At 40.9% G+C, this 15,277-nt stretch carries 12 protein-coding genes; 6 read left to right on the forward strand and 6 right to left on the reverse strand.

What is annotated here, in order from left to right:
- The first annotated feature begins 1 nt into the window (after nucleotide 1).
- Genes L884_RS0110800 through L884_RS0110810 form a run of 3 tightly spaced genes read left to right on the forward strand, consistent with a single transcriptional unit; the run spans nucleotide 2 to nucleotide 4,197 of the window.
- Nucleotides 2-3,514 carry a pilus assembly protein gene (locus tag L884_RS0110800; RefSeq protein WP_156925680.1) on the forward strand — a complete coding sequence of 1,171 codons (3,513 nt, stop codon included), beginning with the start codon at nucleotides 2-4 and terminating at the stop codon, nucleotides 3,512-3,514.
- Nucleotides 3,515-3,517: 3 nt separating this feature from the next.
- Nucleotides 3,518-3,904, forward strand: a complete 387-nt coding sequence (locus L884_RS0110805) for a type IV pilin protein (protein ID WP_028767528.1) — start codon at nucleotides 3,518-3,520, stop codon at nucleotides 3,902-3,904.
- The gene (locus L884_RS0110810) at nucleotides 3,901-4,197 is read left to right on the forward strand and encodes a TapY2 family type IVa secretion system protein (RefSeq protein WP_051435606.1); all 297 of its coding nucleotides are present in this window, start codon (nucleotides 3,901-3,903) and stop codon (nucleotides 4,195-4,197) included. Before L884_RS0110805 ends, L884_RS0110810 begins: the two co-directional genes overlap by 4 nt.
- A 45-nt stretch (nucleotides 4,198-4,242) precedes the next feature.
- Here L884_RS0110810 and L884_RS0110815 read toward each other — a convergent pair whose 3' ends face one another.
- Together L884_RS0110815 and L884_RS0110820 are read right to left on the reverse strand one after the other, a co-directional pair.
- Nucleotides 4,243-4,758, reverse strand: a complete 516-nt coding sequence (locus L884_RS0110815) for a GspH/FimT family pseudopilin (protein ID WP_028767530.1) — start codon at nucleotides 4,756-4,758, stop codon at nucleotides 4,243-4,245.
- Nucleotides 4,759-4,846: 88 nt separating this feature from the next.
- Nucleotides 4,847-5,356 carry a GspH/FimT family pseudopilin gene (locus L884_RS0110820; protein ID WP_028767531.1) on the reverse strand — a complete coding sequence of 170 codons (510 nt, stop codon included), beginning with the start codon at nucleotides 5,354-5,356 and terminating at the stop codon, nucleotides 4,847-4,849.
- Nucleotides 5,357-5,592: 236 nt separating this feature from the next.
- Here L884_RS0110820 and L884_RS0110825 point away from each other — a divergent pair, with 236 nt between their 5' ends.
- Complete coding sequence (locus L884_RS0110825; protein ID WP_012154353.1) at nucleotides 5,593-5,931, forward strand: P-II family nitrogen regulator; 339 nt, start codon at nucleotides 5,593-5,595, stop codon at nucleotides 5,929-5,931.
- Nucleotides 5,932-6,019: 88 nt separating this feature from the next.
- Here the strand turns inward: L884_RS0110825 and L884_RS0110830 are convergent, their stop codons facing one another.
- Nucleotides 6,020-7,036, reverse strand: coding sequence for a LacI family DNA-binding transcriptional regulator (locus L884_RS0110830; RefSeq protein WP_028767532.1), 1,017 nt, complete (start codon nucleotides 7,034-7,036; stop codon nucleotides 6,020-6,022).
- Nucleotides 7,037-7,456: 420 nt separating this feature from the next.
- Between L884_RS0110830 and L884_RS0110840 the strand changes: the two genes are divergently transcribed.
- Together L884_RS0110840 and L884_RS0110845 are read left to right on the forward strand one after the other, a co-directional pair.
- On the forward strand, nucleotides 7,457-10,078 hold the full coding sequence (locus L884_RS0110840) for a TonB-dependent receptor (RefSeq protein ID WP_028767533.1): 2,622 nt from the start codon (nucleotides 7,457-7,459) through the stop codon (nucleotides 10,076-10,078).
- A gap of 130 nt (nucleotides 10,079-10,208) precedes the next feature.
- Nucleotides 10,209-11,735, forward strand: a complete 1,527-nt coding sequence (locus L884_RS0110845; RefSeq protein WP_028767534.1) for a tryptophan halogenase family protein — start codon at nucleotides 10,209-10,211, stop codon at nucleotides 11,733-11,735.
- Between the two features lie 33 nt (nucleotides 11,736-11,768).
- Here the strand turns inward: L884_RS0110845 and L884_RS0110850 are convergent, their stop codons facing one another.
- The 3 genes from L884_RS0110850 to L884_RS0110860 form a co-directional block, all read right to left on the reverse strand.
- Nucleotides 11,769-13,262 carry a tryptophan halogenase family protein gene (locus L884_RS0110850; protein ID WP_028767535.1) on the reverse strand — a complete coding sequence of 498 codons (1,494 nt, stop codon included), beginning with the start codon at nucleotides 13,260-13,262 and terminating at the stop codon, nucleotides 11,769-11,771.
- 91 nt (nucleotides 13,263-13,353) lie between these two features.
- Nucleotides 13,354-14,079, reverse strand: coding sequence for a SapC family protein (locus L884_RS0110855; RefSeq protein WP_028767536.1), 726 nt, complete (start codon nucleotides 14,077-14,079; stop codon nucleotides 13,354-13,356).
- An 81-nt stretch (nucleotides 14,080-14,160) separates the two neighbouring features.
- The gene (locus L884_RS0110860) at nucleotides 14,161-15,057 is read right to left on the reverse strand and encodes a TSUP family transporter (RefSeq protein ID WP_028767537.1); all 897 of its coding nucleotides are present in this window, start codon (nucleotides 15,055-15,057) and stop codon (nucleotides 14,161-14,163) included.
- Nucleotides 15,058-15,277 lie beyond the last annotated feature (220 nt).

A 15,277-nucleotide genomic window follows, 5' to 3' on the forward strand; every position in this document is an offset into this window, starting at 1 on the left:
TATGTTGATAATGAAACGATTATTTTGCGCATTAGTCGTTATTACGATTGTGCTATCGGGAACAAGCTACAGTGATGATACAGAGCTATATGTATTTGAATCTACCGCCCGATCAGGCTCTCGGCCACAAGTTTTAATTATCTTTGACAATTCTGGCAGTATGAGTACTGATGAGACTACGGACTCTTTTTATCCACGTGGCGATGAGAGTTTAGGTGGTTCAACAAAGCTATATTACAGTAAAGGTGCCGGGGTTCCCTCGCTATCTAGCCCTAATTTCATAAAAAATAAGTTTAATGGTTGTAAGCGCTCGAAGTCATATCTAAAAGAGTATGGTTTTTTTACTGGCTTTATCCGTGAATACAGTTTTGTTGGAGAAAATGGAACTTGGTCAGAATTACCAGATACATTAGCCACAACCATCACCCATACCGACTGTTTTGAAGATTTTGAAGACTCAAATGCCGTTAATTATAAAAACGCCAACAACATACCGGATGGATTGCCGGTTGATAGTTTGGGGACATCAGCATCTCCTCAACCATACACTTTGGTTTCCGGTAGTTCATCTGCCGATCAAAAATCAGCAGCACTAACTAAAGCGCTATTAACAAATTTTGGTATTGGTAAGTCCGTTACCTTCTACACTGAAAAATACGTTACTTGGTATCACAGCACTAAATCCCAACAGGATATCTCTCGCTTAGAAATCGCTCAAAGAGTGATGGAGGATACCGTTGTCACTACCCCTAGTGTCGATTTCGGCTTGGCAGTATTTAACTATAATAATGGTAGCAGTGATGACGGTGGACGCATTATTTCTGGCATTAAACGACTGAATACGGTGCAAAAAAAGTCGTTAATAACAACCATTGGTAATTTAAACGCTGAGACATGGACACCACTGTGTGAAACCTTATATGAGGCATACCGTTATTTTGGCGGCGGTGCGCCAAAGTTTGCACTTGAAGCTGGCAGTGCCTCACCGGCTAGAGATACCAGTATTGAAAGTAATGGTAAATACATATCACCTTTCGTTGGTGGTCAATGTTCAGATAGAGCTTATGTCGTTTATATTACCGACGGCGCACCGACTCGCGACAGTGCAGCGAACGGTATTATCGACGATCTAGATGGCTATGACGCTAATAACATCGTTGATGGCAGCTATTTGCCGGCGCTTGCTAGTATTATGAATAATAAAGATATCAATACAGCCGTTGATGGTGAGCAGTTTGTTACCACATTTACCATTGGATTTAGTGATGGTGCAGCAAGTGCAGAGCCTATTTTGAAAAGAGCTGCTGAACTTGGCGGCGGCAAATACTTTGCTGCAAGTGATGCATCAGCGTTACAAACGGCGTTGTCACAAGTGTTTTCACAAATCTTGGAAACCAATGCAAGTTTTACTTCTCCTTCAATAGCCAGTAATAATTTTGACCGTACACAAACATTTGATTCGGCGTATTACGCCATGTTCTTGCCTAATAAAGGCCCTCGTTGGATGGGCAATATCAAGAAATTTAAGGTAACAGGGAGTGGCGATATCGTTGATAAAAACGGTGCATTAGCGATTGATGCCGATGGCAATTTAAAATCTTCAGCCTGTTCATATTGGACTTCTGACGCCGTGTGTGCCGCTACATCTAATGGTGGGGATGGCAATGACGTGCGCACCGGAGGGGCATCGTTAAGTATTAGAAATACTGCTTCGCGTACCTTGTATGGCAATTTTGGCACTAATGGGGCGTTAACCAGTTTTAGCAAAAATAATGCTCAGACGATGGCGGGAAGTGAAGCCTTATTAGCTGATTTTATGGGGGTGGATTCTAGTCAGTTAAGTGAAATGTTTGACTGGGCTAAAGGCGTTGATGTTGACGATGATAATAACGACTCGAGCACAACTGATAAAAGAGAAGATATTTTCGGTGATCCACTCCATTCAAAGCCCTTAGCGATAAACTTTGGAACTCAGGCCGCTCAAGATATTAGAGTGCTGGTTGGCACTAACCATGGCTTTTTGCATATGCTAAAAGATACGGGCGAAAACGTTGAGGAAACTTGGGCATTTATGCCTTATGAACTACTGTCAAATATTGCTGAGTTACGTGCCAATATTCCAACAGGCGTTCATTCAGTTTATGGATTAGATTCTTCGCCAGTCGCTTATGTCGAACAAAATGCAAGTGGTGGCGTCAACAAGGCTTGGCTATTCATTGGTATGCGTCGTGGCGGTAAGTCTTATTATGCACTTGATATTTCGAATCCTGACTCTCCGAGTTTTATGTGGAAAATCGATCCGGATTCAACTGGGATGGGGGAGCTAGGACAAACGTGGGCAGAGCCAGTTGTAACTAAAATTCCAGGATGGCCTGCGGGCAATACCGATCCAGCAACTGCAAAACCTGTGATAATTTTTGGTGCAGGTTACTCTCCATCAACGAAAGATCCTGCTGCAGTAGGTCATGATGATACGCAAGCTCGAGGTGTATTTATTGTTGATGCAGAAACTGGTGTGCTGGTTCATTCTTTTGGAGCAACGTCTGGCGGAAGTACAACAACGTTACCTGGCATAGTTGACAGCATCCCTAATGCAGTTGCCGTACTTGACTCTGACGGCGACTCTCTTAGAGATAGGATATACGCTTCTGATACAGGTGGTAATGTATGGCGTATGGACTTGCCATCTGGTTCTCCAACAGATTCTACAAGCCCGTGGACCGCATATAAATTTGCTGATCTAGGCGGTAATAGTTTGAGCAACGATAGACGCTTTTTTGCTGAGCCTGTTGTAGCGCAAACTGTATTTACAAATATTGCTGAGGTGAGTGTGACGGTCAACGGCACAACGACAACGACTAAAACATACCAGAATGTACCTTATGATGCGGTTACATTAGGTACAGGACATCGTCCGCACCCAAGTGATTTAAGTCGCGCCGATATGTTTTATGTCCTGCAAGATCGCAATGTTGTTAGCCGATCATTTGGTGTAACAGGAAACCCTGTACCTGATGCATTAACCCTGACGGATCTTTACAACGTAACAAGCGCAGCGCCGAGTACTGAGGATGAAAATATTAGTTTCGGTAGCAAACGTGGTTGGTTCTATGGTTTCAGTGACGCGGGAGAAAAGAGCTTATCTGCTTCAACGATTATTGAAGGAAGGGTATTTTTTACATCATATGTTCCCGGTGATACTTCTGCTTCTAACCAGTGTTTAATATCGGGCATGGGAAGGCTTTATGGTTTTGATTTGCATAAGGGGACTCGTTCTTATACCCGAGAGTATATCGAAATGGGAGAACGTGTTCCTGATACGCCACAGTTGGTGATCCCGCCAAATGGTAACGATGACTCTTATATGTATCTAATCGGTATAGGTAAGGCTGGCAATGACATGATTAAAGTCGATGATCCCAACAACACGGCTGATACCTGTTTACCGGGAGATGACAAGTGCGCTGGTGGCGGACCAAAGGTTAATCGGATTTATTATTATATCAATGAGTAGTTTATGAAAAATAAAGGCTTTAGTTTAATTGAAGTGATGATTGCCGTAGCGATCTTGGGAATTTTGGCTAGTTTAGCCTATCCGTCTTATGTTGAATATGTCGCAAAAGGAGCACGGGCTGACGGCTTATCCGGTTTGATGAAAGTGGCTAATTTACAAGAGCAGTACTATTTAGATAATCGGCAATATGCAACGGATATGACAAAGTTAGGGCTAGCAGCAGATCCTTTTATTGTTGAGAATGGCTTCTATAGTATCGATTCAACAGGCAGTGGCAGTTTTGTTGCTATCGCGACAGCATTAGGCGCTCAAGCAAGTAGAGATCCTAATTGTACTGCAATACAGATTACTGATACTGGGGCGAGAACCCCCTTGGAGTGTTGGCAATGATACGATATTTCCTAATGGTTTTTGCATTTATAGCTGCAGATGTACATGCCGAAGGTTCTGAAAAAAAAGAATTTAAATGTCATGTCGTCACCAGTATCGGTGATCAAGTGACACTTTACCGTTGGCCAGTGGAAAAAAAGAACTATTATATGCAGAGACTGCCGATGAAAAAGGTGCCTAAATCGCAACCGGGAAGAAGACCATTGATAAAAGAAGTGGTTGAGTGTGTAGAGAGCCATGCATCTTTCAGCACTGCAATAGCAAGAGAGCTCGATGCTAATTTAGCGCGGTAGTGTTGAAGAGGGACTGCATCGTATCCCATTGAGTAAGCTATTTGGTTAGCTGCAGGTTATTGTACCAGTAGCAAATCTAACTTTACCTGAGATGCTAAGCTGTAATGCCATAGATTCAGGGCTTGACTTGCTGCTAGGACAGTAGCTCAATAGACCTGAGTTAAAGTTACTAGAAATAAAGCCATCACTGTCTATTGTTATGGTGCTTTGGTCGTAGTCGATAAAGTCTTTACTATTAAAAGGTGCGATCTCAAGCAAAAGCTGATCTGTACCGTCTATGGTGTTTAGTGTGCCGTTATCGACAAAAACGCTAAAGCCACCGATCCAATTACTACCACAACTCGTTGAGCTTAATGGGCATATTGTTATACGAGTTCCATAGCTTAGCGCATGATTGCGAGCAAACTGAATAGCCTGTTGGATACTACGTATATTACTTTCTGCACGATAGCCATCATACATAGAAGTTAGTGATGGCATGCCTACAGTTAATAATATTGCTGCAACAGCAATCGTCACCATTAGCTCAACTAACGTAAAGCCTGATTGTTTTTTTTGCATGAAAGATCCCTAGTTGCAGTATTTTTGTTAAAAAACATCAGTCTTTCATACTAGCAAAGTAACGTTATTAGTTAAATAGCGCTGTTTTTTATGGGCATTGTACAACTTTATTAGAATATCGCACCCGTCCTGATTGGCTTATGATAACAGCGCGTGAATATCGGCTGTTTTTGCTATCAGGGCAATAACGCAGTGTGCCGTTGGTCCCTGATGCTAGCCCGTCAGGCTGAAAGCGGATAGCTGCTCGATTATAACTAATATGATCTTTAGCGTTAAAAGGCCCTAAAGTCTGAATGATTTGATCTGTAGCGTCTAACCGATTGGCGACACCCAAGTCGGTAAATACGGTTATATTTTCCAACCAATTTGATACGCAGGCTTTATTTTTCAACGGGCAGACGGTTACTCTTGCTCCGTAGGCAACAGCATGGTTTCTAGCTAATTGTATTGATTGCCGTATTTTACGAATATTTGAGTCGGAACGGGCGTGAGCATAAAATGCTTTCAATGATGGTAGAGACACAGATATTAGGATCATGGCAACTGACATTGTGATCATGATTTCTAAGACGGTAACCCCTACAGACTTAATCTGCATAAGTACTCCTCCTTGAGCAATAGGTTATTTTACATCCTGTAAATACACCTACACATGATAAGTATAGACTTGGTTTTAGTTAACGTCAGTGGGAATTAATAGTTTATTGGTATATCTGAATAGCTATTCATTAGTTACAGCACTAAATCACTTTAGACTTCAGAGTTTTGTTACCGCGTGGTAAGCTACTGCGCAATTAAATTGCGTCTTTCAGCAGGTTCTTAGGGAGTATTAAAATGAAAAAAGTTGAAGCCATTATTAAGCCATTTAAGTTAGATGATGTGCGCGAATCACTTGCTGATATCGGGATCACCGGTATGACTGTTTCTGAGGTTAAAGGTTTTGGACGCCAAAAAGGACACACTGAACTTTATCGTGGCGCAGAGTATATGGTCGACTTTTTGCCTAAGGTAAAAATTGAGCTTGTCATTCAAGATGAATTGTTAGAGCAGGCACTAGAGGTCATTGTTGATACCGCCCGCACCGGAAAGATTGGTGATGGCAAAATTTTTGTAACAGATATAGAGCGTGTTATCAGAATTCGTACCGGCGAAGAGAACGAAGAAGCAGTTTAACAGCGAGCGCCTTTTCGCATTACCTAATACCAATCAAAATAAGTAATGTAAGTAATGCGAAAAAGCAGCAAGTGAACTTTATGAGACTTTAGCCTCTTACTTGTGTGGTAGAGTCTCGGATCACAGGCTCAGGTAAGAAAACTTTACCTAGTTGTGCAGGTTTGTCTTTGCGCTTAGCTATTAATAGTTCTGTAGCAATATGTGCGATCTCTTCGTTTGGCTGGTGGACGGTCGTAAGTTTTGGCCATGTTTGACGCGAAAATGGGCTGTCCTCAAAACCTACAATTGATATTTCCGCAGGAATATCCACACCTTCAAGCCGAGCAGCAAATAATGCTCCTGCAGCGATCTCATCATTACAAGCTACAATTGCAGTAGGTCTAGTGCGTTGCTTCAGCAGATCTTTTGCACCTTGTACTCCAGATTCAAATGAATATTTTCCATCAATAATGAAATCGTCATTAATACTCAGTTGGTTATTAGTTAACGCTTGTTTGTAGCCAGCTAAGCGCTCTTTTGTTGAAGCATGTTCATGATCACCGCTTAAAAATGCAATGTGCTTATGGCCTAGGTCGATGAGGTGTTGAGTGATTGAAATCGCTCCGGATCTATCATTTACTAATACGGCTAAGCCGTTATTGGTATCTACTTTTTCTCCCGCGATAATGCGCACATAGTTGGCGTCTATTTCGTCTAATGCCGCTAAAATAACAGGATCTTCTGACAGTGGTGGGGTAAGTACTAAGCCTGATAAACGATTATGTTTAACTAAGTCGGTGAGCTCTTTGCAGATATTCGCTGCTGTTGAATTGCAAGGGTGAATGAGCAACTCATAACCGAGATCCTTACAGGCTGATAAAATCCCATTTTGCATATCGATAATGTAATAGGCATTAGGATTATCATAGATAAACCCAATTACGTACGATTTAGTTCCTGCAAGATTTCTAGCTGCTAAGTTTGGCTGATAATTTAGCGCCTTAATTGCAGAGTTTACCTTATCTATTGTTACCTGCTTTACAGACGGCTCATTATTAGTTACTCGGGATACAGTTTTAATCGATACGCCTGCATGTTTAGCGACATCATTTATGGTGACTTTCATTAAACGTGTTCTCGTTTTTGACTCATTGCATACAGTTAAATCAAGCTAACACTTGTTTAACATCAGACGTTTTTAAAGGCATTTAGCCATAAGATATAACGATATAGTGCGAAGTTTTAACTCATTTAGCAATGAGAAGTAGTTAACTTTTTCTGTTTTTACAAGTCATAGAAAAAAAATCTATTTGTTGGTCACATTTTCTTACATAACTTAAGTTACTGTATTTAATTAATAATTAATATTGTAAGGCTAAACTTTTGTTACTCGATTTCGATTGGCGTGCGCTTATGGTTATTTTGTTGTGGCGCAGCTGTTAATAATTGTGTAATGTTTGCACTAGACATGACAGCGTTGTCATTCCTGATTGGGGAATGGTTATGGATATAAAAAAAGATAATAAGTTATGGAAGGGAAAACGAGATGCGACCATCAAACCTTAAGAAAAGTGTACTAGCTACAAATATTGCGCTAATGCTCGGAACTGCAGTCTCTATGTCTGCTGTTGCTGCTGAAGCGGATTCTGCACCTACAGCAGATGAAAATATTGAGAAAATTGAAGTGCGTGGTATGCGTGCTTCTATGAAAGCGTCAGTAAATGCGAAACGATTTTCTGACTCAGTAGTTGATGCTGTAACGGCAGAAGATATTGGTAAGTTCCCAGATGGCGATGTGGGTGAGTCACTTGGACGTATTCCAGGTGTTGCTGTAAACCGTCAGTTTGGTCAAGGTCAGCAAGTTTCTATTCGTGGCGCTTCAAGCCAGCTGACTCGTACTTTACTTAATGGACATTCGGTTGCATCGACAGGTTGGTTTGACCAACAAGCTATTGACCGTAGTTTTAACTACTCATTACTTCCGCCTCAATTGGTAAGTGGTATTGAAGTTTATAAGTCGTCTCAGGCAGATATCACTGAAGGTGGTATCGGTGGTACAGTTATTGTAAAAACACGTAAGCCATTAGATCTTGATTCAAATACAGTGTTTGTTAGTGCAAAAGGTGATTACGGTACAATTTCAGAAGAGATTGATCCTGAGTTATCAGGCTTATACAGCTGGAAAAATGAAGATGAAAACTTCGGTATTTTAGTCGCTGGTGCGGGTTCACAAACTGAATATCAACGTAACGGTATTGAAACGTTACTTGGTTGGGGTGAAATTGTTCCATCTACTTTCCAACAAGATCGTGAACGCACAGCATTCAATGTTGCAGCGCAATATCGTCCAACAGAAGCACTTGAGTTTGGTTTAACTTATACTGCGCTAGATCTAAAAGCGAATAACGCCAACACTTCTATCTTCCTTTTCCCTACACAACAAGGCGTTAGTACTTGTAATCAAACAAACGCAGCCGGTGTTTGTACTGATATTACCCACACAGGTGAGGGCGGATTTGCTTGGGCTCAAACATGGGCTCGTGAAGCTGAAATGACTTCAGATACAATCGATTTTGATTTTAATTTTGAAGCGGAAAACTTTACTGTTGATGGTCGTATTGGTAATACAACGTCTGACGGTGGTACTAGCTTAACCTCTAACTACGGTAACTCTATTGGTCAGCCGGGTGATTTTGCAGGTCATTATGATGCGACTGGTAAAGTTATTGATATTGATATTGCGAACAAGCACTTTGGAGCTGAAGACTTTAACGGTGAACTATCGTCAGCTGCTTGGGCACTAAAGAAACAGCCTAACACTGATGAAGAAACTTATGCGCAGTTAAACTTTACTATTCCTGTTGAACTAGGTGCAATCACTTCATTTAAGACGGGTATTCGTTATGCTGATCATGATGTGACTCAGCAGACTGATATCGCAACAGTTGGTGATATTGCTGTACGTGATGCTTCACATTACTACAGTGGCACTATGTCTTCTGGTGCAGGCTTCACTCTACCTAAGCCGAATTTCGATGCTATGATTGCAGACGCTAATGCTGCTATCACTGGTTTCGAGCGTGATAAGTCTGGTTATGGTACGTTGAACGAGAAGAACCTTGCGTTGTATGCAATGGCTAGCTTCGAGTCAGAAGGTATTCGCGGTAACTTCGGTCTACGTTATATCTCAACGGATGTTGAATCTGATTATTATGAGTTAAGTAACACAGGCCAATTCGCTGATAACCTTAGCACTGCTAAGTCTAGCTATGACGATGTACTACCAAGCATTAACGTTGCATTTGACTTAACTTCAGACCTAATCTTGCGTACGTCTGCAGCCCAGGTTATTTCTCGTCCTAACTACTCAGAGTTATTTGCAACTTCAACACTACCAGGCTTGAATGACGGTACTCCTGGTAACGAAAAGCTAAACCGTGGCTCTGTATCACTTGATCCATTTAAAGCAACTCAGGCTGATGTTAGCTTAGAATGGTACTTTAGTGGTGAAGGTCTTGCTGCAATAACTTACTTTATTAAAGATGTAAACTCTTTCATCTCTACTCGCCAAAAGCTTAATCAGCAAATTGGTATTGAAGATAACGACCTTATCGCCCAAGGCGGTAGCGCATGTGGTGTAGGCGTATACGATTGCTGGACTGTAAGTGAAAAGTACAACGCAACAGGCGGTCGTATTGAAGGTGTAGAACTACAGTTACAAGACTCATTTGAGAGCGGCTTAGGCTACTCTGTAAACTATACGTATGCAGATGCTGGTTCACCAGCTGAAAACTACCCAGATCAAGTTGGTGTGTTCTCTGACTCTTCAAAGCACACTGTTAACTTAGTGGGTTACTACGAAATGGAGTCTTTCTCTGCTCGTTTAGCGTATAACTGGCGTAGTGAATACATGATGCGTGAACTACCAGGTTTCTACGGTAACCGTCAACACGAAGATTATGGAACACTTGATCTAAGTGCTTCATATAGTGTGACTGAGTGGATGGACGTGACGTTTGAAGCTGTTAACCTAACAGAAGAAGACAGCATCCAAACTGGTGTTGCTCCGCTTGATGCAGAAGTTATCCCAGAGTTTAAAGCTGACTATCCTGTATGGAGCTTTGAAGGTGAAGCACGTTATAAAGTTGGTGTAGCTTTCCGCTTCTAATTTATAAAAGATAATATGTATGTAAAAGCCCAGCAATAGCTGGGCTTTTTGTTAAGTTATTATTGTTTAAACTCAGAGTCTTAGATGGTATTTTGAGTGTTATGTTTTTCAGCATTTATTGAGGGCAGCTATGGATATTCTTAAAGTGGCTATTGTAGGTGGCGGTACGGCTGGTTGGTTAGCAGCAAATCATTTAGGCCTTGTAGGTGTTGATAATAAACAGCTATCGATTACTTTGATTGAATCACCTGACATTCCAACCGTGGGTGTTGGAGAAGGCACTGTGCCAGCTATTCGTCAGTCTTTAAAAAAATTTGGAATTAGTGAGGCTGAGTTCATAACACGCTGTGATGCAACGTTTAAGCAATCGATAAAGTTTGTTAATTGGCTAGATAAAGATAGCCATGGTGATAATAACTTCTACCATCACTTATTTGATATGCCGCCAGTAATGGGTAAAGAGCTCACTCAGAAGTGGCTTGCCAATAAGTACCGAGCTTACGCTGAAAATGTCTCACCGCAACATGCAGTTTGTGAAGCTTACAAAGCGCCTAAAAATATAAGTGACGTTGAGTACTCTGGCTCGCTTGGTTATGCGTATCACCTAAATGCTGCGAAATTTGCAGACTTACTCGCAGAAAATGCCAAAACACGATTTGGTGTAAATCATCTTAAAGCTAATGTGGAACAGGTGATCTTAGGCAATGAAGGCGAGATCAAATCTTTAGTGACAGATAGTCACGGATGTTTAGATTTTGATTTTTATATTGATTGCAGTGGTTTCGCATCATTATTAATAGACAAGGCGCTAAAAGTACCGTTTAACAACAAGGCTGAGCAATTATTTGTTGATAAAGCCGTTGTTGTACAAGTGCCGACTTTGGCTGATGAGAAGATACCGCCTTTTACTATTTCAACTGCGCATCAAGCCGGTTGGATATGGGATATTGCCCTAAGTACTCGTCGTGGTGTTGGATTTGTTTACAGCTCTCAATATATGGACGATGAAACCGCTGTTAAAAAGCTAGATACTTATCTTAATGGACAGCTAAGCGCACACCAATTCAGAACTATCCCTATGACAGTCGGCTACCGAGCCCGTTCTTGGGAAAAGAACTGCGTGGCTTTAGGTCTTGCTCAAGGCTTTCTGGAGCCTTTGGAAGCAACATCAATTCTGCTAACTGATTTCGCGGCAGGGTTTTTAGCTAGCCGTTTCCCAAGGTCGACACAACAGTTGACTTCTATGAGTAGCAGATTCAATCAGGTTATGGAGTATGCATGGGAGCGGGTTGTTGACTTTATCAAGTTACATTATTGTTTATCAGATCGTACTGATTCACAATTTTGGATAGATAATCGCGATCCTGCAACTATGTCTGATGAACTTAAGCAACGATTAGCACTTTGGCATAATTTTGTTCCTAATCGTGAGGATTTCTTTAGTAAGTTTGAAGTTTTTGATTTAGAGAATTATCTTTACGTGCTTTATGGTATGCACTTTTCAACACAAGAAACTACTGAGATGAATGCCGAGCTAACAGAGCTGGAAAACTACCAGAAAAGGCTTATACAAGTTACAAAGCAGTTAGTTGATAATCTACCAGAACAAAGGCCGTTGCTTGAAAAAATTAAGATGTATGGCTTACAAACAGTTTAATGATCGCCTGTAAGCTCATTTTACGGTAAGCCACTAATTTCGATGTTTATGTAATGGGAAGTGTTGAGTGACAATATTAAAATAACGCTTAATATTGTCTAGATTAACGACTCTTTTATCGTCGGGAATATCTGCTACTTGCTGATTAAAGCGGGCTTTTCCTGCCAATAAACAATACCAGCTAGGGGTAAGATAAGCTCTTTTACTATCCGTAGCCGTTAGTATTTCTTCCATATCTGCAAGTGGCTGATCCCAAGCCGCAATAATTTGGCGTAGCTTGCTTGAGCAAGCCTGTTCATTGCGTACGTCAATCCAGTATTGGCTATCGTTTCGAGTATTTAAAAAATAGTGAGCTTGAATGTAATCTTTAATGCTATCTAACATCGTATTTATTTTACTATTAAAGCTATTTTGTTGAGATAAATTATCGAGTGAATAATGTTGGATAAACTCTTCTAAAGTAAATTGCACAGACATCAGTGCTGTCGCTTCTAATGGTTCAATAAAACCTTGGGAAAGCCCCACCGCAAGCACATTTTTATGCCAGTGTTTTTCGACACGTCCTAGCCTCATTGAAATATGTTTAGCAGGCATATCTTTGCAAGTGGGCCCTATATGCTCTCTTAACTCAGCTTCTGCTTTTTCGGGGCTGATGTGCTTTGATGAATAGACATACCCATTGCCGTAACGGCTACTTAGGGGAATTCTCCATGCCCAACCAGCACTTAACGCAGCAGATTCAGTGTATGGTGGAATTGGCATAGAGCGATCAATAGATGATGCAATCGCTATTGCAGAATCGTTAAGTAGCCCATCAGAATAGCTGTGATAAGTGGCAGCTAAAGTTTTACCTATTAGGAGGGAGCTAAACCCAGTACAGTCGACAAATAACTCGCTTGTAACTATGTTCCCCGATTGAGTTATTAGCTGGGTAATATTGTTGTTTTGGTCTGTATTTATTTGCTCAACTGTGTCGCTAGCATGCAATACTCCCAGTTTTTTAGCTCTAGTTTTAAGGTACTCTCCTAGTAAGGCTGAATCAAAGTGGTAACCATATTCCATTGTACCGTTTAACTTAGCGACAGATTTTGGCGAACGGTACTCTTTAGCCAGAAAGCTCTGCAGCCAATAATGGTCTGGGTGGGCGTCTATATTGACCCCTTGTCGTCTTAGATCTGTATTGTGTATAAAAGCTTTACCTGTTTTGAGATCTACATCTGAATAGAATGGGTGAAAATAATGGTTGTTTGCTGAATGTGTAGTCCAACTTGGAAAACTGATGCCGCATTTATAAGTGGCATTGCATGCAGGCATCCACTCTGACTCTTCAATATTTAAGGTTTCGAAAAAGCGCTTTAATGCAGGCGTTGAGCCTTCACCCACGCCTATTTTTGGGATGTCGATAGAGTCGATAACTAACACTTCACAGCCTAAGTGTCCCCAAGCATGGTGTAATAAGCTTGCACTCATCCAGCCTGCGGTTCCGCCGCCAACAATTGTAATTTTCCTAGGAATAGTTTGCTGCATAGACTGATTACCTGTTTGATAAAGTAGGTAGCTAGAATTGCGCAGAAAGCAGAGTCTCTCTTACTTTCTGCGATTTAGTTTACGTTTGTGGTTAATGATTTGAATCGTATTGATTTTGCTTCTCAATCAGGCGACCAATCTGTTGCAAAGAAACTAAGTGAGCATAGATAAGTGGCAACAAGCCATTTCTTTTTAAAGATAAGAAGTCTTCATCCTCTAGCTGGTTTAGTACTTGCTCATCAATAACATAAACACCATCAATATTAATCGGTTGCTCGTTTTTTAACAGTTTTACTGTTAGTTGCTTGGCTGTGAAGAGGTTTTTAGATGCGAGTAATTGGCAAATGTTAGTAGTCTGTTCGGTGAAAGCTGCGACTTCAAGTAATGCCTCAGTTCGTTTTTTTAAAAATTCGCTTTGTTGGTTATCGTCATTAAATAGGCGATGCCCAGAGTCATCATCTGCTGATACTAATGGGCTTTCAGTATCTATACATACAAGAACATTGTCCTCATCTTTAGAAGGCTTTACCAAAGAAAAAGGAGCGTTATTAAACCCTCTTGGGTAAACACTTGCTGGCCAGTTTGAGTTTTGGCAGTACAAATTTATGTCCGGCTTTATACCCATCATAGCCACGGGAATGAACTGGCCCGTTTCTGTATTTTTTACAAATACTAGAGGAAACTCTGATGCTAGGTGATGAAATTCATGAAATACAACAGGAATAAGGTGCTGACTTGCGAATCGAGTAAAATCTTTAGACTCTATTACTCGCATTTGTAGGTGGTGCTCAAAATTCAAAGGAACGATATTTGCCATGTTGATTTACCTCTAATTATTATTTGTATATTGAGTTTAATTCGATGTTAACGGTCTCAATTGGGTTAATACTTTACTTGTTTACTCCATGATTAAAATCGCAGCACCGGACAAAATAATCCAAGCTGCAAAAAACAACTTTAATGTTTTTATTGGTAGAAACAGAGCTAGTTTTTTAGCTAGTAATGCTCCTATAACGGCCCCCGGTGCCGCGACGGCTACGACGCTAAAATAGGTATCGCTACTGGCGCTAAAGTGCAATCCTGCCGTACTCCAAACTGTTGCCGCTGTAACTATTACGCCTACAGCAACAGCCAATGTTGCTTCGACTCTTTTTAATAGTAAGTAGATCACAATGAGCTCGCCAACGCCTACAGATAACCATGCGGTTATCATGCCTCCCAAAAAAGTGATAGTTGCGAGTATGCAAAGCTCTGTTTTATTTACGTTAAAACTAGCTTGTGGTGAGGGTGTTAGTTTGCCCGACTGCTTGAAGTGATTAACCAGGAGTGCGCAACCTAATATGATTGAAAATACACTGAAAGATTGTTCTAGATTGTCGATTGGTCGAATATTTAAAGCTTCAACTGTCCATAACCCGGCAATAGAGACTGGGATTAAGCAAGTGAGCAATAGTGGTAATTGCTGCCAATTATGCTGTTGTTGCTGTTTATAATAGTGTAGCCAGCTAATTGTGCCAGTTGTCATGCCAAAGCACTGGATTGCAAATGAGGTTGCCAGACTTTGCTCAACACTAAAACCAAGACTGTTAAATGCAGGAATGAATATAACACCGCCGCCGGCACCAGTAGAATTGGCGAAGATCGCACCTACAATGCCTAAGACACTGTAATGCATATATTGAGTCACAAGCTCGATACCATCAGTATTGCTATAAACAAATACAAACCAGAATACTAAGAGTATCAATGTAATAGGTAAGTATTTAATTGAGCTTTCCTGCCGTTCTATCTGCACCTAGCAATTATCTCCTTTGATGTTTTTATCAATATTGACTGCTGTAAATTTGAACCAACCAAAGAGATGTTATCAATTGTTGACAGCGTTGTCATTGAAATGTTTCGTCGACCATTTTGTGTTTTATCGCAGTAAGTCAAGGTGTTGCGCTTAACATTTGCAGTTGTTGGAATAAAAGTGTCAAAAAAATGTAGATATATTGTTCAGGTTTGTGTATGTT

Origin of the sequence: Shewanella fidelis ATCC BAA-318 (assembly GCF_000518605.1) — a bacterium.
Lineage (GTDB): Bacteria > Pseudomonadota > Gammaproteobacteria > Enterobacterales > Shewanellaceae > Shewanella > Shewanella fidelis.